The 23,751-nt window shown below is 40.8% G+C and carries 23 protein-coding genes; 9 read left to right on the plus strand and 14 right to left on the minus strand.

Annotated elements, in window-relative coordinates; genetic code table 11:
* Positions 1-50: 50 nt before the first annotated feature.
* Positions 51-1,667: a DNA repair protein RadA gene (radA, locus tag PL11201_RS07060; RefSeq protein WP_079677867.1), complete on the minus strand. Its 1,617-nt coding sequence runs from the start codon at positions 1,665-1,667 to the stop codon at positions 51-53.
* Positions 1,668-1,838: 171 nt separating this feature from the next.
* Here radA and rpaB point away from each other — a divergent pair, with 171 nt between their 5' ends.
* The 4 genes from rpaB to PL11201_RS07080 all read left to right on the plus strand — a co-directional run bounded on the left by rpaB (position 1,839) and on the right by PL11201_RS07080 (position 4,197).
* On the plus strand, positions 1,839-2,570 hold the full coding sequence (rpaB, locus tag PL11201_RS07065; RefSeq protein WP_026785605.1) for a response regulator transcription factor RpaB: 732 nt from the start codon (positions 1,839-1,841) through the stop codon (positions 2,568-2,570).
* Positions 2,571-2,696: 126 nt separating this feature from the next.
* The gene (locus PL11201_RS07070; RefSeq protein ID WP_079677868.1) at positions 2,697-3,362 is read left to right on the plus strand and encodes a cofactor assembly of complex C subunit B; all 666 of its coding nucleotides are present in this window, start codon (positions 2,697-2,699) and stop codon (positions 3,360-3,362) included.
* Between the two features lie 108 nt (positions 3,363-3,470).
* Positions 3,471-3,884, plus strand: a complete 414-nt coding sequence (locus PL11201_RS07075) for a hypothetical protein (RefSeq protein WP_234996629.1) — start codon at positions 3,471-3,473, stop codon at positions 3,882-3,884.
* Positions 3,856-4,197 (plus strand): hypothetical protein, encoded by a 342-nt coding sequence (locus PL11201_RS07080; protein WP_079677869.1) that lies wholly within the window; start codon positions 3,856-3,858, stop codon positions 4,195-4,197. The genes PL11201_RS07075 and PL11201_RS07080 overlap by 29 nt, the downstream gene beginning before the upstream one ends.
* Positions 4,198-4,320: 123 nt before the next feature.
* On the opposite strand, the gene PL11201_RS07085 is transcribed toward PL11201_RS07080, so the two are convergent.
* The 4 genes from PL11201_RS07085 to PL11201_RS07100 all read right to left on the minus strand — a co-directional run bounded on the left by PL11201_RS07085 (position 4,321) and on the right by PL11201_RS07100 (position 7,148).
* Positions 4,321-4,776, minus strand: a complete 456-nt coding sequence (locus PL11201_RS07085) for an ABA4-like family protein (RefSeq protein ID WP_079677870.1) — start codon at positions 4,774-4,776, stop codon at positions 4,321-4,323.
* Between the two features lie 411 nt (positions 4,777-5,187).
* Positions 5,188-6,471, minus strand: a complete 1,284-nt coding sequence (hisS, locus tag PL11201_RS07090; protein ID WP_079677871.1) for a histidine--tRNA ligase — start codon at positions 6,469-6,471, stop codon at positions 5,188-5,190.
* An 18-nt stretch (positions 6,472-6,489) separates the two neighbouring features.
* A complete protein-coding gene (locus PL11201_RS07095; RefSeq protein WP_079677872.1) occupies positions 6,490-6,801 on the minus strand; it encodes a hypothetical protein in 312 nt (103 codons plus the stop codon).
* A 23-nt stretch (positions 6,802-6,824) separates the two neighbouring features.
* Positions 6,825-7,148 carry a photosynthetic electron transport-dependent transcriptional regulator PedR gene (locus PL11201_RS07100; protein WP_369821833.1) on the minus strand — a complete coding sequence of 108 codons (324 nt, stop codon included), beginning with the start codon at positions 7,146-7,148 and terminating at the stop codon, positions 6,825-6,827.
* Positions 7,149-7,589: 441 nt separating this feature from the next.
* On the opposite strand from PL11201_RS07100, the gene PL11201_RS07105 reads away from it, so the two are divergent.
* A complete protein-coding gene (locus PL11201_RS07105) occupies positions 7,590-7,820 on the plus strand; it encodes a photosystem II protein, Psb35-related (RefSeq protein ID WP_079677873.1) in 231 nt (76 codons plus the stop codon).
* 114 nt (positions 7,821-7,934) lie between these two features.
* Here the strand turns inward: PL11201_RS07105 and PL11201_RS07110 are convergent, their stop codons facing one another.
* The 5 genes from PL11201_RS07110 to mfd all read right to left on the minus strand — a co-directional run bounded on the left by PL11201_RS07110 (position 7,935) and on the right by mfd (position 12,528).
* A complete protein-coding gene (locus PL11201_RS07110; RefSeq protein ID WP_079677874.1) occupies positions 7,935-8,315 on the minus strand; it encodes a diacylglycerol kinase in 381 nt (126 codons plus the stop codon).
* Positions 8,316-8,324: 9 nt separating this feature from the next.
* Positions 8,325-8,546: a hypothetical protein gene (locus tag PL11201_RS07115; protein WP_079677875.1), complete on the minus strand. Its 222-nt coding sequence runs from the start codon at positions 8,544-8,546 to the stop codon at positions 8,325-8,327.
* A gap of 5 nt (positions 8,547-8,551) precedes the next feature.
* Positions 8,552-8,629: a type II toxin-antitoxin system HigB family toxin gene (locus PL11201_RS27475; protein ID WP_079677987.1), complete on the minus strand. Its 78-nt coding sequence runs from the start codon at positions 8,627-8,629 to the stop codon at positions 8,552-8,554.
* Positions 8,630-8,637: 8 nt separating this feature from the next.
* Positions 8,638-8,889, minus strand: a complete 252-nt coding sequence (locus PL11201_RS07125) for a DUF6737 family protein (RefSeq protein ID WP_079677876.1) — start codon at positions 8,887-8,889, stop codon at positions 8,638-8,640.
* A 123-nt stretch (positions 8,890-9,012) separates the two neighbouring features.
* Positions 9,013-12,528: a transcription-repair coupling factor gene (gene mfd / locus PL11201_RS07130; RefSeq protein WP_079677877.1), complete on the minus strand. Its 3,516-nt coding sequence runs from the start codon at positions 12,526-12,528 to the stop codon at positions 9,013-9,015.
* A gap of 232 nt (positions 12,529-12,760) precedes the next feature.
* Here mfd and PL11201_RS07135 point away from each other — a divergent pair, with 232 nt between their 5' ends.
* The 3 genes from PL11201_RS07135 (at position 12,761) to PL11201_RS07145 (ending at position 16,480) form a co-directional block, all read left to right on the plus strand.
* Entirely contained in the window at positions 12,761-14,089 is a 1,329-nt protein-coding gene (locus PL11201_RS07135; RefSeq protein WP_079677878.1) for a hemolysin family protein, read from the plus strand.
* A gap of 137 nt (positions 14,090-14,226) precedes the next feature.
* Positions 14,227-15,408 (plus strand): alginate O-acetyltransferase AlgX-related protein, encoded by a 1,182-nt coding sequence (locus tag PL11201_RS07140; protein ID WP_144017683.1) that lies wholly within the window; start codon positions 14,227-14,229, stop codon positions 15,406-15,408.
* A gap of 1 nt (position 15,409) precedes the next feature.
* A complete protein-coding gene (locus tag PL11201_RS07145) occupies positions 15,410-16,480 on the plus strand; it encodes an SGNH/GDSL hydrolase family protein (RefSeq protein ID WP_079677880.1) in 1,071 nt (356 codons plus the stop codon).
* Positions 16,481-16,558: 78 nt separating this feature from the next.
* On the opposite strand, the gene ovoA is transcribed toward PL11201_RS07145, so the two are convergent.
* From ovoA to ilvB, 4 genes are all read right to left on the minus strand, one after another.
* The gene (gene ovoA, locus PL11201_RS07150) at positions 16,559-17,890 is read right to left on the minus strand and encodes a 5-histidylcysteine sulfoxide synthase (protein WP_079677881.1); all 1,332 of its coding nucleotides are present in this window, start codon (positions 17,888-17,890) and stop codon (positions 16,559-16,561) included.
* Between the two features lie 87 nt (positions 17,891-17,977).
* Positions 17,978-18,952 carry an L-histidine N(alpha)-methyltransferase gene (gene egtD, locus PL11201_RS07155; protein WP_079677882.1) on the minus strand — a complete coding sequence of 325 codons (975 nt, stop codon included), beginning with the start codon at positions 18,950-18,952 and terminating at the stop codon, positions 17,978-17,980.
* A gap of 324 nt (positions 18,953-19,276) precedes the next feature.
* The gene (locus PL11201_RS07160) at positions 19,277-20,401 is read right to left on the minus strand and encodes a mechanosensitive ion channel family protein (protein WP_079677883.1); all 1,125 of its coding nucleotides are present in this window, start codon (positions 20,399-20,401) and stop codon (positions 19,277-19,279) included.
* A gap of 412 nt (positions 20,402-20,813) precedes the next feature.
* Positions 20,814-22,652: a biosynthetic-type acetolactate synthase large subunit gene (ilvB, locus tag PL11201_RS07170; RefSeq protein ID WP_079677885.1), complete on the minus strand. Its 1,839-nt coding sequence runs from the start codon at positions 22,650-22,652 to the stop codon at positions 20,814-20,816.
* 499 nt (positions 22,653-23,151) lie between these two features.
* Here ilvB and PL11201_RS07175 point away from each other — a divergent pair, with 499 nt between their 5' ends.
* The gene (locus PL11201_RS07175; protein WP_079677886.1) at positions 23,152-23,490 is read left to right on the plus strand and encodes a P-II family nitrogen regulator; all 339 of its coding nucleotides are present in this window, start codon (positions 23,152-23,154) and stop codon (positions 23,488-23,490) included.
* The last annotated feature ends 261 nt before the right edge of the window (positions 23,491-23,751 follow it).

Consider the following 23,751-nt stretch of genomic DNA (forward strand, 5'->3'; position numbering starts at 1 on the left):
ATAGTTCACTATTGAAATTAGACGCTTTTCTTTATTTAATTACCCTCCGATCAGAATTCATCATTCATGGTTGGCGGTTGGGCGGGGATAGAAGCAATAATTGCATCAATCACCTTACTCACCGGAATAATTTGTAATCCTAAATCCGCCGGACTCTGACCTTTGGGGATAATCGCCCGTTTAAATCCCAGTTTTGCCGCCTCCCTTAACCGTAATTCCAATTGAGATACCGGGCGCACCTGTCCCCCTAAACCGATTTCCCCAATTAAAATAGTCCGGGGGTCAACCACTCGGTCACGGAAACTTGCTACAATCGCAATGGCTATCCCCAAGTCCGCCGCCGGTTCTTCGACCTTTAAACCCCCCACCGACGCCACATAAGCATCTAATTTAGACAGGGGAATCCCCACCCGTTTTTCCAAAACCGCTAAAATCTGTAATAACCGACTACTATCTACCCCGGTGGTCGCCCGTCGCGCCGAACCGTAACTGGCTGGACTGACTAGGGCTTGAATTTCCACCACAATCGGCCGAGTTCCCTCTAGGGCTACCACCGTCGAGGTTCCGGGGGAAAAATCGTCTCGATTGCCTAAAAATAATTCTGAGGGATTAGAAACTTCCTTTAATCCATGGGCGACCATTTCAAACACCCCAATTTCATGGGTGGCACCAAAACGGTTTTTCATTGAACGCAATAAGCGATGGGAGGCAAAGCGATCGCCTTCAAAATATAACACCGTATCCACTAAATGTTCTAACACCCGCGGCCCGGCAATGCCCCCATCCTTGGTCACATGACCAACAATCAACAGGGTAATATTTTCCCGTTTTGCGACTTGCATTAAGGCCGATGTACATTCCCGCACCTGTGCCACCGAACCCGGTGCAGAGGTCAGACTAGAGAAAAAAACCGTCTGAATACTATCAATCACGGCTAACTGCGGTTTCAGAGATTCTAACTCTCTTAAAATCACTTCTAAATCGGTTTCGGGGAGTAAATATAAATCTTGTTCGTGATGAGAAATCGTCGAAGATTCTGGCTTGGGGGTTGTGTTTTCACCATTTTCTGTAGAGACGTGCCGCGGCTCGTCTGGCTGTTTGGACTGACGATTTTTGAGTTGTTCGGTAAAGGGGTCAGTGGGGGTTGGGGGATGTTGACTGCCATTTTCGGGTTTGGTTTCGGTTTCGATCTCCTCACCAACGCCTAAACGTTGCGATCGCAATTTTACCTGTTGTCCCGATTCCTCCGCCGACACATACAACACCCGATTCCTGTAAGACAAAAGATTAGCGACCTGTAATAATAGGGTAGACTTCCCAATCCCGGGTTCCCCCCCAATTAATACCAAAGAACCTGGCACAATTCCACCCCCCAAAACCCGATCTAACTCTCCATAACCCGATGGCATCCGAGATTGGGATTGATCAGAAATTTGGGATAATAGAAAAGAAGCACGGGGTTGTCCCGGTTTAGTTACTTCTGCTAGACCATCGGGGTTTTCTCCCTGGAGGTGACTCCAGCTAAAGCGTTGGGAAGGCGTAGGTGCAGGTTGTTCAATTTGTTCTTCTAGGGAATTCCAGGCATGACAAGCGGAACATCGGCCAAAATATTGCGGAAATTCGGCTCCACATTCGTGACAAACATAAAGGGTACGGGACTTTGCCATGTAATCAGTAATTAGTAATCAGTTTAAGAGTTGTAGGGGCGGGTTTATCAAGATTTAGGTGATGAACAAAGATCTAAAAGAACCCGCCCGTGCCAGTGATCGGGTTGCGAGTTCGATTATGATTTCTATTAAAACTGTAACTTAATCCAACTAAGGGAGCGTTGAAATCCATTGGAAAATCATAAGGAAAAAATTTTGGTCGTTGATGATGAGGCTAGTATCCGCCGGATTTTGGAAACTCGCCTTTCCATGATTGGTTACGATGTCGTAACCGCCGCCGATGGAGAAGAAGCCCTAGAGACCTTCCGCAAAACCAACCCTGACTTAGTGGTTTTGGATGTGATGATGCCCAAATTAGACGGGTATGGGGTCTGTCAGGAGTTACGCAAGGAATCCGATATTCCGATTATCATGTTAACAGCCTTGGGGGATGTGGCGGATCGGATTACCGGGTTAGAGTTAGGGGCGGATGATTATGTGGTTAAACCCTTTTCTCCCAAGGAACTTGAAGCTAGAATTCGCTCGGTATTACGTCGCATTGATAAAAATGGAACTTCGGGTATTCCCAGTTCCGGTGTCATTCAGGTTAGCAATATTAGAATTGATACTAACAAGCGACAGGTGTACAAGGGAGATGAACGCATCCGCTTAACGGGGATGGAATTTAGTTTATTAGAACTCTTAGTCAGTCGTTCTGGTGAACCTTTTTCCCGTTCTGAAATTCTACAAGAAGTCTGGGGATATACTCCAGAACGTCACGTCGATACCCGGGTAGTAGATGTTCATATTTCTCGCCTCCGGGCAAAGTTAGAAGATGATCCGAGTAATCCCGAATTAATTTTAACCGCACGGGGAACCGGATATCTATTCCAACGAATTATTGAACCCGGAGAAGTCGGTTAAAAACTGGATCTGATCCCCCTAAATCCCCCTTAAAAAGGGGGACTTAAATTTTTGAATTCCCCATTCCCCATTCCCCATTCCCCATTCCCCATTCCCTTCTACACTTTGAAAAATTAAAATCTAATCATGCCAAAATCCGATCGAAATCAGATATTAAGATTACTCCCTATTTTTGCCGGGGTTTTGGGTGGGTTACTCCTCCTGGTAAATCGGCTCTTAACCCCGGAATTATTCAACTCTCAAGCCCGTTCCGATGCCTTGGGGGTAATTTTGAGTGCGGTGTTGATTTTAACTGGTTTATTATGGCAACAAATTCAACCTAAATCACCAGATTCTGTGGATTTAATCGGGGAACAAGGGTTTGAATTAAAACCGGATTTACCCGAATTAGTTCAAGCCGAATTAGCCTGGGCTTCCCATTTATTATTAACCAATACCGTCACCCGTTCTATTGTGGTTTATTATCAGGGGGAAGTTTTATTAAGGCGAGGAGTATTAGGGAATAATCCTGATGTTAAACCCGGGCCAATTTTACAACGGGTGATAGACAAACAGAAACCAATTTATTTAGTCAATTTAGCCTTATATCCGGGTCGAATTGAATTTGATTATTTACCCGAAAATACCCAGGGCGTGATTTGTCAACCCCTCGGTCATGAGGGCGTTTTAATTCTGGGGGCAAATGCTCCTCGAAGTTATACCCAACAGGATGAAAATTGGGTCGCGGGCATAGGGGATAAGTTAACGTATACATTATCTAATCTCCTGAATCAATCTTCAATTCTGACCTGATGGCAGGGTTATCAAGTCCCATACAAAAATAAAACCGCTATCGGTCTATTTTAAGATAATATTATTAATAATTCTGGATAACCGAATGTTAGCTTGGGAGTTGAAGTCATGGAAATTATATTTGAGTCTACGGAGGAATTTGAAGCGGATTTAAACACCCATAGTGAAGCGGAACATGATATTATTGTGCAACAGCTTCATGAATATTTTGCCTTATTATTAGAAGATAAAAGAGATCGCGATAAACGAATCCATCAATTTTATCAATTTGATTTCCTCGAAGATTATGGGTCATCTCTCTATTCTTTTATTGTTAATTATTACCTGCGAGTGATTTTAACGATTGATGATGATCCTATATTTGGTCGCACCATTATTACTTTATTTAGAGTGGTTGATAGTCAAGTCGCAGCGAAAGTTTATCAACAAGTTGGAGAATCAATTTATCAGTCTTTCTTACCACCCCAACCCTTAACGGAGGTCAAATCAAATCATGTTACAGTCGCCACCATCACTCATTGATGAACGCGGAATTATTGGCAGAGTGTTAAAACTGCTTCCCTTACAATTACGAGGTCGGTTTTTAGAGGTTTTAGCCGAACTTCAAGACGAATCTTGCTATCGCTATCAACGGTTTTATAAAACCAAACTCAGACGCATCAAAGGAACACAAATTCCCCTTTATTGTGCAAAAATTGATGATGCGGAAAATTGGAAACTTTATATATCTTATCAAGAGGGTAAATTGTATTTAGAAGATATTATTCATCCTGTTCCTAAAGCCCATAAAGATAAAGATAGTTTAGATATCATTGCTGAATTGAATGATTTTTAAAGAAATAGAAACAAATTAGGGCTTGCTGAAAAAGTAACAGAAAAGGAAAAGAATGATTAATTAGGGGTATTTCCCTGTTCCCTTTTAATACTTTTTATCCGATTTTCTGTGATACTAAGAAGATTATACGGGGTTAATTTCAGAGGGCGACCGAGAGAAAAATAATTTACTAATCCCAGTGGTCAGGATGTGGGACAATAATCCTAAAGGCCCGGCAAATAAACAAAAAGCTAGGGAATGGGTAGTCCAAATTCCGGTTTTTTGTCCATCCCAATAAATCCAACGTCCAACAAATAAATCCATGACTAAAAAGTGAATCCATCCCGTTGCTGCGGCGTTTTCATCGGCAAAGAAATGGGCAATATCTGATAATTTGGGATTGGATAAAGCGGCGGCATTCTCGGGGGTGATACTGCTGACAAACAGGTATAAATAAACGCAGGCTAACAACACAAAGGGAAAATAGGACTCCATGACTTTTCGGGTGACTCCCCAGTTAGGCAAAATAATCATTAATGCCCAAAAGGGAAGGACGAAAATATTGGCGATGTTAAAAATTTGATCAATTGCAATAGTCATAGTCAGAATTTCTCAGATCAGGGGTTAAAATATCCATATTCTAAAATATAGCAGGGAATAGGGAATAGGGAATAGGGCGGAAAATATTTAACCGCCTAGGTTTCCTAACTCCATGGGCGTGGTTGCTATATTTTTTTTCAATTTAATCTGCTTTTTGGGAAATTTATGTTATGCTACGGGCAAGTTAATCTAGCTGATTTTTTGTTATGAATGCTCACGATCTGTTCCTGTTATTGATTTTATTGTTCCCTGGTTTAGCCCTATCTATTATTGTTATGGGAGCCTTTTCCGCCGGAGGTTAAAAGGTATTTTTGATCCGTTATTAGGTGCGTAAGCTCTATGCAGAACGCACCATTCAGCAATTTTTGATTCATCAAATGGCATTCCGACGGGTGGCATTAGAACGGGGGATTAGGTGGTTTTTAAAGATTGGATTTGTTGGCGAAATTGATCGATTTTATCAAATAAATCCGATTGATTTAAGATTGTTTCTTCCCCGGTTTTTAACCATTTCAACTTCAGGGTTTGCTGTTCGGCTTCCGCATCTCCTAATACTAAACACCCGACAGCACCACTACGGTCAGCCCGTTTAAACTGTTTACCGAAGGCACTTCCACTTAAATCTAGTTCTACCGCAAAGCCATTTGTCCGCAATTTTTGAGCTAAAATTAAAGCCTGAGATTCTGCTAAATTCCCCCTAGAAACGATATAAAAATCTAAGGTGGAACTGGAAAGAGAGTTTAACTGTTGTAACAGAATTACTAACCGTTCTAACCCAATTGCCCAACCGACCGCCGGAGTTTCTGGCCCCCCCAATTCCTGGACTAAACCATCATAACGACCGCCCCCACAAACCGTTGCTTGGGCGCCTAAATCATCGGAAATAATCTCAAACGCCGTATGGGTATAATAATCCAATCCTCGGACTAATCTCGGGTTTAGACTGTAGGGAATTTCTAAGGCAGTTAATAGCTGTTTCACCTGTTCAAAATGGGCGCGAGAATCTTCTCCTAAATACTCTAAAATACTCGGAGCATCCTGAACAATTTCTTGGGTGCGGGGGTCTTTACTATCTAAAATTCTTAAGGGATTTCGAGATAATCGATCCTGAGAATCGGGATCTAATTCGTCTTGATATTGGCTTAAATAATCAACTAAAGCTTGACGATAGGCTTGGCGATCGCTGGAATTTCCCACAGAATTTAAGTTAAGGTTTAAATTCTTTAATCCCAAGGTTTTTAATAAATTTGTGGCGATCGCAATCACTTCTACATCAGCCCTAGCATCCCGACTTCCTAACACCTCAACCCCAATTTGATGAAACTGTCGTTGACGTCCGGCTTGGGGTCGTTCATAGCGAAACATCGGCCCGGTATACCATAACCGTTGCGCCCCAGAAGTAGCATGGAGTTTGTTTTCAATTAAGCTACGCACGACTCCAGCTGTCCCTTCCGGTCGCAGAGTAATGGAGCGATCGCCACGATCAACAAAGGTATACATTTCTTTCCCGACCACATCGGTTGCTTCTCCGATACCCCGTTCAAATAAAGCCGTTTGTTCAAAAATTGGGGTGCGGATTTCTTGATAATTTGCCTTAAATAAAACATCTCTAGCAATAGATTCAACCCATTGCCAATATCCTATTTCATCCGGCAGAATATCGCGTGTTCCTCGTAATGCCTTAATCAGTTCCATTGGTTTCTCAATTAATCGTTAGTCCTGTGGCGGATCGATTGTTTCCCAGACGCCATAACGATCGTTATAATACGCCAAAATTTGATCAATCTGTTGACGAGTTTCCCGATTTTGGGTGTGATCATATTCAATCCATAAACTACCCACTTGACTTTGGGTATAATCAAATTCTGGCGGGATTTCATCGGGACTAATATGAGTTGCAATTAATCCAGTGTCCACTCCTTCCACCTGTCGTAAATGGGCAGCCACTTCTCGATAAACGCTTAAGGGAAGTTTCGGACAGCGAATTTCATAGCGAAGCCGTTGTTTTTGTTTAACTGTTTGCATTCAAAATTAACCTATTTTTTCCACTATTCTACTGAAGAAGAAATGATCACTTCTGTTTCATCATCATCGGTCACAAGGGGTAGAGAACAGCAATTAATATCATCCAGACAAACTTTCCCCCATTGCAACGCCCAACGAACTAATGAAACTCGGTTCTCGGTGGCAGTTTTCGTCAGAATGTTACTGATATGATTGTCAACAGTACGCTTACTAATTTCCAGTTTCTCTGAAATTTCTTGATTGGTTAATCCACTAGCCACTAACTCTACAACTTGCAGTTCTCGGTCTGAGAGTGAAACAGGTCTGTGAGAATTGCTTTCCGTCATATTAGCTTCCAATTTCTGCATAACTACCTATTTATTATTCTAAAGGGAACCCGTCAACAATATCCTTTATTTGATCAAACTCAGGAATTTCTAATAAACTCTGGCTTTACAAGACATAACTGGTGTATATCAAATTTAGCAGAAATGCCTATCACTTTTTTGTTAATTTTTCTTGATTTCTCCTGTGCTTAACCATTGACTGTCAGCCGTTGCTTCTTAGTTGTTAGTTCTTGGTTGTCAGTTATTAGCGAGGGAGGACACGCCGTCCCCCTGCTCCCCCTGCTCCCCCTGCTTCCCTCTCTCCCCCGCTCCCCCTACTCCCCCCGCTCCCCCTACCTCCCCCACAAACAAGTACGGTAAACACGCCAAAAAAATTTTGTCAAGCTATTGCAATATTTTTTAACTATCTGTTACAATCGTTTACATAAAGAACAAACTAAGTCAGCTTAGGAGAAAAATAATATGTTTACCGTTTTAATCTCTTTATTCATCGTCGGTTGGGTTGCTGCTGCTGTGATTGGGACTCAGGCTTACTTCCTGGGTGAACAAACCAAACCCATTCACCAACGGAACTGGAATTCTGCCTCCTTCGAGCAAATCGCCCAGTCCGTTACAGGTAAAGAAACTGACTACACTGTCCGCGTCCCCGCCTATAGTTTGGATGCTTACGCCAGCAATCATTTAAGTAATTAATTTTCTAGGGTTCAAGCCAAAAAGACAAAAAAATAAGTAACGTTTTTACCCCCTCAATTAGTGGAAAGTTGAGGGGGTATTTTTTATAAGAATTAAGTGGAAACCGGGTTGAAGTTAACGTCTCAATGAGCTCCAGATATGACTCAGTTCGATAATTAAAATAGTAGCCCAAACCAAAATACTAATTCCGGCGGCGGCGGCGGCAATATCTTTAATTATCCGAATTCGTTCGTCTAGCTGTTCTTGCATAAAATCGCATAGGGCTTCGATGCAGCTATTAAACAATTCAGCAGTGAGCATCAGTCCTGTTCCTAACAGAATTAAAGTAAAATCTATCCATTCACGAAAAATAAAGGAAAGACCTAATACAAAGATAGATAAAATCATCTTATAGGCAACGCTAAAATCAGACACGACTGCAAAATAGAGTCCTGATAAGATGATTTTAAACTTTCGGATCGGATGATAGCCAGGTGGACGAAATTTTTTACTCATAAATATTAATCAAACTTGAAGTTCAGGAATGTGCTCATTTTCATAATGCTCGATTAAAACACCGAGAATATCCATGAGTGAGGCGAGGGGATGTTGTTCATTTTCGCCAACTTCATCAATCAGTTGATCGAGCCATTCCACAAGCCGTTGATAATCTGCTTCATCCTGGGGAATGATTAATCTATTGGCTAAGGGTTGCCATAGTTTTTGGGTTTCATCTATACTCAACATTTTGACTACCTCCATGTTCCTCGATCATACTCTGTGTGGGTAAGCACTGCTCGAATATAAAGCTTTTGTCGATTATAATGAATTTAATAACTTACTCATTATTACTTAAATATTCCTGAGAATAGACATCTGCCATTAACTTCGGCCAGATTAATAGAAAAAATCCCATCCAGGCTAACAAAGGAATAGCGACTAAAATTGTCATCCACAGGGTTTTAAATAACAACCAACTTCCTGAAATTAGGGTAATTCCAGTTAATAGAATTGACCAAGGTTGACACCACCAAGGTTTATAATTCCAGGGGTTAAAGGTTGGGGTTTCAATCGGTGTTTGATCTTTCATTGTAAGTAATTAGGGAACAGGGAACAGGGAATGGGGGGAAAGATTTCACTCTCTAAGTTTGAGCATAAGTCTATGTCCAAACTGCCATCTGCGGTTGTTATTTTTGATAAAAAGTTAGATTATCTAAACAACAGAACTTTCCGGTAAAGCGGTTTGCATTTGAGCTAACCAACTAACTAAAGATTCTAGCTGTTTATCCGCACTCAATACCGCTAATCCCCTAACCGTAACTTTACCTTTACTATACACAAACCGAGGATGTAAACTTTCCGATAAATTGGCTTTTAATAAATTCCAGGCGGGTTCTTCCATGGGGGTTTCTAATAAAATATGTTGTTTACCGTCGGGTTTAATGCGAGAAAAGCCTAATTTCTTAGCAATTTGTTTGAGTTCCATAATTCTAATTAATTGACGCGCCGGGGTGGGAATTGGGCCATAGCGATCGCACCAATCTTCCTCAATTCGAGATAATTCATCCCGACTTTGACAAGCCGCCACTGACCGATAGGCACTCATTTTTTGATCTAAATCCGTAATATAATCGGAAGGAATAAAAGCAGTTAAACTCAAATCAATTTGAGTATCATCCACCTGGGGAATTTCTTGACCCCGGACTTCTTGAATTGCTTCTTGTAACATTTCACTATAAAGATCGAACCCAACCACATCCATTTGACCCGATTGTTCCGCCCCTAAAATGTCTCCCGCACCCCGAATTTCTAAGTCTCTCATCGCTAATTGATAGCCCGATCCTAACTGGGCAAATTCTTGAATTGCTCTCAATCTTTTGCGCGCATCATCGGTTAAATTAACCCGTCCGTCGGCGGTGGTAGGATAGAATAACCAGGCGTGGGCTTGCACTCCAGAACGTCCGACCCGACCGCGTAATTGATAGAGTTGACCTAAGCCAAAACGGTGGGAATCTTCAACTAAAATGGTGTTAACTCTGGGAATATCTAACCCCGATTCAATAATGGTTGTACAGACTAAAACATCCGCATCCCCCGAACTAAATGTTAACATAATTGATTCTAATTCGGAGGCGTCTATTTGTCCGTGGGCGATCGCCAATCTCACCCCAGGAATCATCTCTCGAATTTGGGCAGATTTTTCTTCAATTCCTTCGATTCTAGGGACAACATAAAACACCTGTCCCCCCCGATCTAATTCCTGACGAATGGCTGTTCTAACTATTTCTAAATTCAACGGAGATAAATGGGTTTGAATTGGGCGGCGGGAAGGAGGAGGAGTGGTAATTAAACTCATTTCTCGAATCCCAGATAATGCCATATATAGGGTTCTAGGAATGGGGGTGGCGGTTAAAGTTAAGACATCAACATGGGTTTTTAAGGTCTTAATTTTTTCCTTTTGATTCACTCCAAAACGTTGTTCTTCATCAACCACTAATAACCCTAAATCCTTAAAATGTACTCCTTTTCCCAATAAGGATTGAGTGCCAACAATGATATCAATTTCCCCCGTTGCTAACCGTTTTAATATTTCTTGTTTTTCCGAATTGCTGCGAAAACGATTAATTAAAGCCACTTCTATGGGATAGGGAGAAAATCGTTCTTTTAGGGTATGATAATGTTGTTGGGTTAAAATTGTGGTGGGGGCTAATAAAGCTACCTGTTTTCCAGCAGTAACGGCTTTAAAAATAGCCCGAATTGCCACTTCTGTTTTGCCAAAACCCACATCCCCACAAACTAACCGATCCATTGGTCGATCGCTTTCCATATCCCGTTTCACGTCTTGGGTTGATTTAATTTGATCGGGGGTTGCTTGATAGGAAAAGGAGTCTTCAAGTTCCTGTTGCCAAGGCATATCGGGGGGGAAAGCATAGCCCGTTTGTTGGGCGCGTTGGGCGTATAATTTTAATAGATCTACGGCTAATTTCTTTAAGGTTTTTTTAACTTTTTCCTTGGTTTTTTCCCAAGCTTGTCCGGTGAGTTTATTCAGTTGGGGAACTTTGCCCCCGGTACTTCTAAACCTTGATAAACTGCCCACTTGATCGGCGGCAACCCGTAACGTGCCATCGTCATATTGTAAAACTAAATATTCTCGGGTTTCGTTATTAATTACCAGGCTTTCTAATTTAGTAAATCGCCCTACCCCATGTTGACGATGAACCACAAAATCCCCGGGACGGAGTTTATTCAGTTCAACCTGTTTGGATACCGCCCGCCGTCGTTTTCTAATATAACCATGGGTGGCGAGGGAATGCTGGCCATAAAATTCTCGGTCGGTAATTAAAACTAACCGAAAGGTGGGTAAAATAAACCCTTCTAATTCAGCGAGTCCAGTATATTTTAAGGCAACGGGGGTATTTTTAATTAAGCTATCAATAGCGGGATAATCCCGGGGGTTGGGAATGAATTTTGAGGGGCAATCATGTTCCGATAACAGGGCAACCGATCGACTAGGTTGGGCGGAAACAATAAATATAGAAAAATATCGTTCTCGCTCAGACCGAATTAATTCTGCCAGTTTAGCAAATTGATGGGGAGTGGCGGGAACTGGACGGGAAGCTAGGTTTAAACTGGGAACATTGGTAATATTAACTAAGCTAGGTTGATAATCTCCTATTTCTGATAAATAGAGTTTATCAAAGGATTCAATTTGTTGCAGGGATTCAGTAAAGGAACGATGAATTTTAGGGGGTTTTTGGGGTAAGGCTTGCCATTGTTCTTGAATATGTTCTAACCAGCGATCGCTATGGGCGCAACATTGATCTAATTCATCAATTACAATTAGAGTCGTATCGGTTAAATAGTCTAATAAACAAGCGGGTTTTTCAAAGGCTAATCCCAATAAGGAATGATAGGATTTAGGGGGTTTATAATTATTATTATCGAGTTGAAATTCAGGTTTAGGGATGGGAGGAATAATTTGGGAAATCAAGGTTTCAGTATCGGCTAAATTCCCTTGAATAATCACATCAAAATTCGTCGGGGTGAGAATGAGAGCTTCAATTTTATCTAAGGATCTTTGGGTGGTGGGATCGAGTTCCCGAATTTGTTCTAACTCATCCCCAAACCATTCTAAACGCACGGGTAATTCCGAGGCCACCGGAAAAATATCCACAATATCCCCCCGGCGACTCCATTGACCCTCGGTTTCCACCAAGGATACCCGCTCATAGCCTAACTTGGCAAACTGTTCATCCAGGGTTTTTCCGGCCGAGGTCATCCCCCGATACAGGGTTAAACAATAGGGTTGAAACGCGGAAACCGGGGGTAAATGGGGCTGTAAACTTCTTTCTGTGGCCACAATGGCCATGGGAACACCCGAAGGGGTCTGTAACCGTCCCGCCAACTCCGCTAATACCTGCATTTGGCCCCAGGTCATTTCCTCGGAAGTCACCGACTCGTAGGGGGACGCCTCAGAAGTGGGATAAAACTGAACCGTAGCCCATCCCATCGCCTCCAGTTGAGCCGCCCACCGTCCGGCTTCCTCCAGGGTAGCTGTGACCACCAATAAATTTAATCCCGACTCCTGGGCTAAGGTAGAAGCGACTAACCCCTTGGGAATGCGAGACAGACCATTGAGGTAGAGAGACTGAGATTTATTCAGTTTGGTCAGGAGTTCAGTCGTTAAAGGCGATCGCCCCAATGCACGCACGATAGAGGAAAATGTCATATGGGAAGGGAACAGGGAATAGGGAACACCGGAACACCGGAGAGAAAGACCATCGTTCTCGTGTTCGAGTATGAGTCTTTGTTCTAACCGTTAACCTCGACTGCCATGGCGAGTCGCCCTGCCACAGAAGTCGTTATAACATTGTAAGCAATTCTTTGAAAATCCGATAAGATAATCAGATCTTGATAGGATCAGCTATTCTAATCTTTTATCTTCCTATTCTGACCTCAAAATGTCATCTGTATTCCAAGAAATTCTGATCGTTTTCCTGCTGATTGTAGCCAATGGCGTATTTGCTATGTCAGAAATTGCTATTCTTTCGGCGCGCAAAGTTCGCCTACAACAGTCAGCCAATCGAGGAAATAAAAAAGCTAAAGTGGCTCTGGAATTAGCCAACTCTCCCAATAGTTTACTCTCAACGGTACAAGTAGGAATTACCCTAATTGGAATTTTAGCAGGTGCTTTTGGAGGGGCAGCAATTTCAGCCCGATTAGCCATGCAACTGAACAAAATTCCGATTTTAGCTCCCCACAGCAATGCCATTAGTTTTACAATTGTTGTGATTATTATTACCTATTTATCCTTAATTATTGGGGAATTAGTTCCTAAACGGTTAGCCCTGAATGCGCCTGAATCTATCGCAACTAGCGTTTCAATTCCCATGCGTTGGTTATCTAATTTTAGTTCTCCCATTGTGCATTTATTAAGTCTGTCTACGGAATTAATTTTAAGGCTTTTAGGCAGTCATGCCTCGATGGAACCGGAAGTTACCGAAGAAGAAATTAAAATTCTGATTGAGCAGGGAACTCGATCAGGAATTGTGGAGGAAACGGAACAAAGTATTGTGGGACGAGTGTTTGAATTAGGCGATCGCCAAGTCAGAAGTTTAATGACTCCTCGCCCTGAGATTTTTTGGATTGATATTGATGATTCTGCCGAAGAAAATCGTCAGAGTATTGCCCAAAATGCTTACACTCGCATCCTAGTTTGTCAAGAAGATTTAGATCATGTTTTAGGGTTTATTAAAGTCTCGGATTTATTAACTCAATCCCTATCCGGTAATCCCTTAGATTTAACTGCAAATTTACGCCGTCCCTTATTTGTTCCTGAAACCACTTCTGTTTTGAAAATTTTAGAATTATTTAAACAAGGAGAAACCCATTTTGCCGTAGTAGTTGATGAATATGGCGTGATTCAAGGATTAGTAACTTTAAATGATATTTTAATGGAATTAGTGGGTGATATGCCCTCTTGGGATAATCCCGAAGAACCCCAGAAAGTGCAACGGGAAGATGGATCTTGGCTATTAGATGGAATGTTGCCCGTCGAAGAATTTTTTGAGTTATTTGATTTAGAAGATTTATTAGAAGAATCGGAAGGAAACTATCACACTGTCGGTGGTTTTGTGATTACTCAGTTAGGGCGGATTCCGGCTGCTGCCGATCATTTTGAATGGCAAAATTTACGCATTGAAGTTATGGATATGGATGGAAACCGCGTCGATAAAGTATTAATTGTGCCTCCGCCTCTGAATAAAAATAATGAGCTTATTGAACCTTGAAAAAATCAATTACTCTCTGAATTACCCTATAATTTAGGAAGTTTGCGATCGCTATGACCATCGGCAGGTTATTGTTTCAAACTTCTTTGTGTCTCTGTGGTTAAATTAATTTTTTCTTCTATGATTTCAGGTTATTTATGATGAAAAAATCTCTATCTAAAATCTTGCTATTATTGTTCTGTTGGACAATTGTACCATTATTCTTAGTGGAAATATTAATGATTGTCCTCGAACCCTATTTATCCCAAGGACTGTATCAATATGATCCAGATTTAGGGTTTAAAATTCGTCCTTATGCTAATGGAAATAATCAATTTGGGTTTAATGACCGAGATTATCCCCTGCAAAAAGAACCGGGAAAATATCGAATTTTAATTCTGAGTGATTCCTATAATTGGGCGGGGGGAAAAGATGGAAATTATACCGCTTTATTAGAACAGAAATTTGCCCAATATTATCAAAATTCTCAAGTTGAAGTAATTAATGCTGGATACCCCGGAACCCACACGGGGGAACAATTAGCGTTATTAAAAAAATATGCCATACAATATCATCCTGATTTGGTCGTATTAGGTTTTTTTGTTGGGAATGACTTTATTGATGCAAAACCCAACCGAAAACGAATTATTGTTAATGATATTTATGTTGATATTGATAAACGCCAGGAGTTAAAAATATTCGGTTATCCAATTATTAATCAATCTCGTTTGTTACTCTTTCTTCAACAAAAATATAAAGTATTTCAAGAAGCTAAAAAAGCTCAAAAACAATCAATTTTACCCTATCATGTACAATTTGTAATTAATCCGACTGAACCGGAAAAATCCCCTGGTATTTTATCCCTAGAAACCTTTCTAGCAACCGAAAAAACCCGCTTAGACTTTTGTAAACGTCAAGATTTGCAAAAAGGGGTTTGGAATGATAATATTAACTATATTCTCCAAAGTATTGACGAAATGAGTCGGCTATTACAACAGCAAAATATTCAGTTTATCGTTGCGATATATCCCGATGAGTTTCAAATCAATCCTAACTTATTAAATCAAATACAGGAAAAACATGACTTGAATTTATCAAAATATGACCCAAACTGTATGCAGAATATTTTAATTCCCCATCTGCAATCCCAACAAATTAGTTATATCGATTTCCGCCCTCGGTTTCAAGCTGAACAAAAACTACGTCCCTTATACCTGTTACAAGAACCCCATTGGAATTCAGCCGGAAATCAACTGGCTGCGGAACTATTATTTGAGAAGTTAATCCCCAAAACCAATCAATTTTTTAAACTTTTTCCCCCTTCCCCTAACAAAATTTAAAATGCAAAAAACTAAACTGAAAGGCTTTACTAAAATTCTTGGACAAACTGCATTAATCGCTTTAATTACGTTTATAATGTCTGAAATTACCCTAAGAATTTATAATAAAATTAATCCTAGTTTTGTCTTTTATGATTCTTCCTATAACCGTTTTCGCGGAAAACCCAACGCTCCCGATTATGATTTTAAGTTAAATTCCCAAGGCTTTAAAGACGTTGAATTTACCGTTGAGAAACCTGCGGGAATCAATCGGATTTTAGGAATAGGAGATTCTTTTGCTTATGGTGTTGTTCCCTATCAATATAATTATTTGACGCTTTTAGAAGAAAAATTAAATAAATCGGGGCAAAAAACCGAAGTGATTAATATGGGAATTCCGGGTATGGGCCCAAGGGATTATTTATCAATTTTAGTCAATGAAGGATTAAAACTCAATCCAGATCGAGTAGTATTATCCTTCTATATTGGTAATGATTTTTTAGATAATTCCATGACCACCCACCTGAGAAAAGAGGAAAAATCCTATGTCGTAGCTTTAATCAAATCTCTAATTAAAATTCAAAGCCATTATCAAGGTACATTCATTAACACGGTGCCTAAATATGAGGATAATCAACCGACAATTGATAATGCAAAGTATCTCCAGAATACTGTTAGTAAAAGTAATATGTTTGTTAGAAATCCAGCCGATGGGATGTTTAAAGGCTTTGTAGAGGATGCAGTTAAAGATTTAATTAAAATTAAACAAATTTGTGATTCTCAAAATATCCCTTTAACAATTGTAATTATTCCTGATGAAGTTCAAGTCAATTCACAACTTCAAAAACAAGTCAAACAAGCATTTGATCCCAATAATCAAAATTTATTAGATTTTGAAATCCCAAACCGACTGTTAACAGAAAAGTTACAGCAAGCGAATATTGATTATCTGGATTTATTACCTGATTTTAAAGTCGCATCCCAAAAAACTCGTCTCTATAAACCCAATGACACCCACTGGAATATCGCCGGAAACCGTTTAGCGGCAGAATTAATTACGCAACATCTCAAATCAAAAAATAATCAACCCTAGACAATAGACTATTTACTGATAACTACTAACTGCTAACTGATGACTGCTAGAGACGCGCCATGGCAAGTCTCTACATAACTAAATATCTTGAACGATCCGAAAACCAGCGTGTTGATAGAAATTGGGACGGAACCAATTGCGGTAATATTTTAAAGCTTCCGTACCATTCGTTATCCAACATCCTCCTAACATCATTTGATGTTCCGTATCAAAAAAGATGGCAGAATTATCTTCATAAAGAAAATGGGGTTCATATCCACAAAAGGGGTTTAAATTATCACTCAACCATTCCCAAACATTACCTCGCAAATCATAGAGTCCAGAGTAACTTTTGGCAGTTTCTAACATTCCGACGGGACTGGGTGAGCCGAATTTGAAATTGAGATTGTAATGGTCTACATCTTCTACTAAACCATCACCGTAAGTGGCGACATTGTACTCGGCTTCATTCATTAACCGAGTCCCCACACCTTGCCAACGACAATAAGCCATGGCTTCATAGTAATTGACTTCTGCTGGCCAATCTAAAGGTAAATCCATTTCATCAAACTGGGCGCGATATTTATAACTCCCCTTTTCTAAGCGCCAAAATTTGGGATGTTGGATATTATTTTCAGTTTTCCATTGCCAAGATTTTTTATCCCAATACTCTTGATTTCCATAGCCACCCGCCTTAACAAAATCCAGAAATTCGCTATTGGTAATGAGATATTTACTAGCTAAAAAAGGTGCAACTTCAACGGTGCGTGACCCATAATCAATATCCCAGCCATAAGTGGAATCGTCAAAGGCTTTACCAAGTTGGGCAATTCCCCCGGCAACTTCGAGCATTTCATTCTCTGGAATATAACTTTTAGAAGGGGCATATTTCCAGTTTGAGGGGCGTTTAACTCGCTCTAGGGGAAGCTGGCGAAATAACATCGAAGATGTTTCGACATGAATGCGCTGATGTTCAATTCCCATGATTAATGCCCACAGGGGATGATTGGGAAGAATCGGCAGAGTAATTGGCGTTTTTTCAATGAATTCTGATAGTATTTCTAAGACTTGTTCTCGATATTGCCAAGCCGAGGTAAGGTCTGGCCATTGCAGGTGGGCGATCGCTTGATTCAATTCTGTGGGTGTTTCGGGATCGACCCCAACTCCAAACAGAATTTCATAGTCCTGATTCAGAGATTTTTCTAATAATCCCACCCGAACTAATTTATTGATGTAGAAAGATGCCGAATGTCCCAGATAAAAAATGAGCGGATTTCTCAAAGGGTCGGGATTCAGATAAAATGTGTCTTCCCCAACTAAACTTTTTAGGAGCATATCTTCAAGTTGCCAAGCCTCCTGAAAATAATTGAGGAGGGTTTGGCGATCGCAACAATCTAGTTTGGGGGGACAATTCGATACAAGAGTGTTCATAGTTATAGTTAATGGGAATCAGGCTTTTTTCGGCATCAAACCCGATTTATTGAAGTTTTATGCCTCAATTTGATCAACAGAATTGTTTTAAACTTGACAAAGAATTAACCCAAACCATTCTTGGGGATCTGTCCAAATTTTGACGGTTTTGAGGTGTTTGGACTGGAGTTGTTTTTGTAGATTTGCTAAATCAAACTTGCGAGAAATTTCAGTTAAAATAGATTCTCCCTGGGTAAAGAAAACCTTTAAATCTAAAATGTCTAGGGATACCCAATGACTTTTTTGACAATGCAGATACATTTCGATTTGAGTATCTGCTTGATTGTAAATCGCTTGATGGCTGAATAAATTCAGGTCAAAATTGCCCTGAAAACGCCAATTTAAATGGGAAAGCATATTCAAGTTAAAAGCCGCCGTAACGCCCTGACTATCATTATAAGCTGGCTCTAATATTTCTTTGGGTTTTTGTAAATCAATGCCTAAAAGAAAGTAATCTCCTGGTTGTAATGTTTTGGAAATTTGACTTAAGAAAGTATTAGATTCTAGGGGATTAAAATTGCCCATGGAACTACCCAAGAAAAAAATCATCCGCGACGATGCTGGGGTTGATTCTAACTTCACCAAGGCTTGTTCGTAGGTTCCGATTAATCCTTGAATTGAGAAAGTCGGATATTTTTGTTGTAGCTTGACAACGGTAGATTTAAGTATGCCACCGCTAACATCAATGGGTATATATTTAGAGTCCGGGGCATTTTTTTGATAAGCATCTAATAAAAACAGCGTTTTTGTAGAACTGCCACTTCCTAATTCTACCAGTTCACAAGCCCCTGTAATTTGAGCAATTTCATCGGCATATTGGCTCAAAATCCAGGCTTCTGTTCTAGTGGGGTAATATTCGGGTAACTCACAAATTTGTTCGAATAAATTTGATCCGTGATCGTCATAAAAATATTTGGGTGGTAAATACTTAAATTCGTTAGTTAATCCTTGAATAACATCTTCACCTTCCCTGTTTAGATGTTGATTAGATTTATCGACACTTTGCAAACTAGTTGTTAACATGATGATCTTTTTTTGTGAAGCTAATATTTTTATATATAAATAATCTCATGCTTAAAATCCATTGTCAATATTTACCTAGAAAAACTTTACATTGATCAACAATATAAAGTCTGAATAATCAGACAAAATTCTGTGGGTTTTGGTTAGGATATTGCTTAACCAAAACCTATATAATTTTTGTTAGGTTTTATTCCTATAGAATTCCTATAGCAATCCTAAATGGATTTGATATGAAACAGTCAGAAGTCTTATCCCAGATGCGGTGTTGCCTGTTCCCTTTTGATCGGGAATTTTGAACACAACTCAAATAGGATTGCTATAAATTTAATTGTTAGCAGCTTTCTGACTTTGTTTATATTTTTCGGGATCGGTTCGCAGATCCACATACAAGAAATCTATGCCCTCTTTCTCTAAAAGTTCTAAGATGGCTAGATTTAAGTTTTTCTCGGCATCAAAGTAGAGCTTATCATCATTAACAAAGGCAACAATTTTAATCACACGGGCATTATTTTCAATCTGGCTAAACCGAACAATCATCTCTTTAGATAAGCCAGGAATAGATTCTGGCATTTCTCGAATAGCATCGCAAATTCTGGCGGTTTGCTTGGCTGAAATACTATCAATTCTGAGGGTTAAACTAATACCCCACTTTAACTCCTCACCCGGATTTTGTGACCAATTTTCTACGATTCCAGTAATCATTCTGGAGTTAGGCATTTTCACAATCGAACCCCATTGATAGACATGGAGAGTTGTAGTTCTAAATCCAATACTCATGATTTGCACAAAACCCTGTAATCCTGAGACTGAAACCCAATCTCCTTCTCGATAGAGATTATCGGAGTAGATAATAATTGTACAAAACCAGTCATAAACAATATCTTTCAACAGCAAACCTAAAGTAATCCCAGCACCCCCTAATAGACCCACGAGTGCTGCTGCTGATTGTCCTAAAAATATCTCACTGACCTTAATTGTGAGTACGATAATAGCTGCCGATTGAAAAATCTTCGGCATCAAGGGTCTGAGTAACTCATCGAGTTCTGTTTCAGTCCGCAGCGTGATATTAGCAATGATTTGCCCGAAGATTGAAGCACTGCGATAAATCACATAAGCAACGATGAAAAAAACAATTAAGTTAAGAATTTTAGTGATTGCTTCGCTCAATTGTGGCCCAATATTTGTTGCCAAAATCTCCTTGACTAGCCACAGTCCACCAATCAGAATTAGCCAGTTTAAAGAGGGTTTGAGAATCGCAATTAACTCATCATCCAGTGTACTCTCGGTTTTAGCGGTTAAATACTCAATGCGTTTAATAATTGCCGAGGTAATAAATCGTCTGAATACCTGTGTTATTGTTAGGACGAGAATAACTAGAAGAATTTTGCCGACTGGGATACCTGAAACATCGATATTGATGTTTTTTAGGATACTTAAAAATTGTTCCATAATTCCTTTGCTCTCTGGTATAGTTGATAGACATTCGCTTAATATTCTTTAGACAATCACCCTAGTGCTTTGCCTGTGGTAAAATTTATCATAATGAGAGGGAAGATTGGCGGATAACAAAAAAAATTAACAATGCTTCGCTTTGCTTTCGCAAAATTACTAGCTCGTGGTTGCAGATTTTAAATACATTTCTAATTCATTTGCATTTAGGTAATTTGCGATCGCCTTTTCCTATTGGCTATCTTGAAAATAACTATACCCTAAAGCATAGTAAGTCCAGAATTCGTTATCCCGTTGTTGCGCTTGGGGTCTCTGATTCGGAAGTGCTAAAGCACAACAACAAACCGTACACCTCAAATCAATAAAAAACAACCCCGGATAGGGGTTGCTGATCACCTGAAATCTGGTTAATTTATAATTTAGTGCCACAATCAGGACAGAAATTATTACTGCCCACATTTTTGGCGCCACAATTGTTGCAATAAACTAACTCAATGGTTTCTAAATTTGTCCGCTCAGGTAAACCAATCATTTGAGCATTGCTCTTACCTGGGGCGACCATCGGATAGCAGTTTTCATCCCGTTTCACCTGCACATCCATTAATACCGGGCCCTCAAAAGCCAACATTTCTGCAATGGCATCCTTCAAGTCCTCCCGTCGGGTGACTTGCATCCCCTTGACCCCGTAGGCCTGGGCTAACATCACAAAATCAGGCATTCCCGCCTGCATATTAGAAGAAGAATAGCGCTCGCCATAGAAGGTTTCTTGCCACTGACGCACCATGCCCTGCCAACCATTATTGACAATCACGGTTTTTACATTAATCCCATATTCGGCCAGAGTCCCTAACTCCTGAATATTCATCTGAATACTGGCATCCCCGGCCACACAGATCACCTGTTCATGGGGAAGGGCTGTTTTTGCCCCCATCGCCGCGGGCATCCCATAACCCATTGTCCCTAACCCAGCGCTGGAAATCCATCGTCGCGGGCCATTTTTCAGGAATTGAGCCGCCCACATTTGATGTTGTCCCACATCCGTTGTGAAATAGGCATCGGGAGCCATTTTCCCCAAAGTATCGATCACCTCTTGGGGGGATAGGGAATCCTGATAAATCGGGACAACCAGGGGATAATCTTCCCGCCAGCGTTGAATCCGTTGTAACCATTCGGCTGTTTTTTGCTGGGTTTCCGTTGCTCCGCCCGTTTCCTGACATCGGCGCAATAAATCTACTAACACCTGTCTAACATCCCCAACAATGGGAACTTCCGGGGCGCGATTTTTCCCCACTTCGGCCGGATCAATATCAATATGGATCACCTTGGCCCTGGCGGCAAATTCATCGAGTTTCCCCGTCACCCGGTCATCAAAACGGGCGCCCACGGCAATTAATAAATCGCATTCGGTCACCGCAAAATTAGCATAGGCGGTGCCGTGCATTCCCAACATTCCCACCGATAGGGGATGGGTTTCATTAAACGCTCCCTTACCCATCAGGGTTGTGGTCACGGGTAGATTAAACAGTTCGGCTAATTCTTGGATTTCCCCGTGGGCTCCGGCTGCAATCGCTCCACCGCCAACATAGAGTAAGGGTTTTTCGGCCTGCCGAATTAATTTAATGGCTTGATTAATTTGGCGGGTATTTCCCTTCACCGTCGGCCGATATCCGGGTAAGGTGACTTCCCCAGGATTAACGGGAATATAATCAAATTCTTCTAAACCTACATCTTTAGGAATATCAACTAATACCGGGCCAGGACGTCCACTACTGGCAATATGGAACGCCTCGGCGATAATTCGAGCCATCTCCCTCGGATCACGCACCACATAGGAGTGTTTGACAATCGGCAGGGTGATCCCGTAGATATCGGTTTCCTGGAAGGCATCCGTCCCAATGGCTGACCGGGGCACCTGTCCGGTAATTACCACCATGGGAATCGAGTCCATTTGGGCCGTGGCAATGCCCGTCACTAAGTTGGTGGCTCCCGGGCCAGAAGTTCCAAAACAGACCCCGACACGGCCCGTTGCCCGGGCATAACCATCGGCGGCATGGGCGGCTCCCTGTTCATGGCGCACCAGGATATGTTTTAAATCCCCCGTGGCTTCAAAGCGATAGAGTTCATCATAAATGGGCAGAATCGCTCCACCGGGATAACCGAAAATGTGTTTGACGCCATGGCGTTTCAAACTGTCCATCAATGCGTAAGCGCCCGTTGCTCGTTTTGCAGCTATTTTAGTTTTTAGTTGCACAGTAATTCCTCGAACTGTGTTTGAGTTGACTGGGGGTAGGTTTTTCAATTAGCGTGCAGCACACTAAAATTTGATTTTGATTAACCCGCCCTTCGATAGTTTTTTTATTTTAAAAGTTACCAAGCTCTCAAGCCTGAGAGACTGCCACTTTTAACAAGACTTTACAATATCAGTGAAGTTGTTAAGGGTGTTGGGATTTTTTAGGGAGATCAGATAGATTTTCAAGGGAGTCTGTCTATCGATTCTTAAACCATTATCTTAACTTTCCAAAGTATGGTAGAATCTCTGGTGGATTTGGGGTGTGTTCGTTGGCTTTTCCCTTGTTCTCTAGTTTGATTAGATCAAATTGAGATCAAGATGTTAGGCTCAGTCAACCCTGATTCCATTTAGGGGATAAATTGTAGCATATTTTACAAATAATTGTTTCTTGGCGATGATATCAAGAGATAGAATGCTAAGTGACGACTACAAGAAATATTTAACTTGAGGAGTGAGGATCTTGAAGAAGATAGAAGCAATTATTCGGCCTTTTAAACTTGATGAGGTTAAAATCGCCCTGGTCAATGCAGGTATTGTGGGGATGACGGTTTCTGAAGTTAGAGGTTTTGGACGTCAGAAGGGTCAAACGGAACGTTACCGGGGTTCTGAGTACACCGTGGAGTTCCTGCAAAAACTCAAAGTTGAAATTGTTGTCGAAGATAGTCAGGTTGATATGGTCTTGGATAAAGTCATTTCTGCCGCCCGTACAGGAGAAATCGGTGACGGTAAGATTTTTATCTCGACCGTGGAAGCAATCATCCGAATTCGGACTGGAGAGAAAAATTTAGAAGCCATTTAAGTTTTTTTCCATCAGGGATACGGCATTGTCGTATCCCATTATTTATTACACTATCTTATATTTTTATCGGTTGGCTCCAATCTGTTATTCGTTGGGTCATCAATTCTTCAGCAGACAAATCATCGCCCACCGGGGTCTAACTTAACTGTTATAGGTAATTGTTCTTTTGGTTCCGCGCTATTCACCCCGACACCAACATTCCCTATGGTGCGGGTCTTCTTGCTGCCATTTTTGATAAAGTTTTTGAGGTCATTAACTCTC

The organism is Planktothrix sp. PCC 11201 (assembly GCF_900009135.1).
Taxonomy (GTDB): Bacteria; Cyanobacteriota; Cyanobacteriia; order Cyanobacteriales; family Microcoleaceae; genus Planktothrix.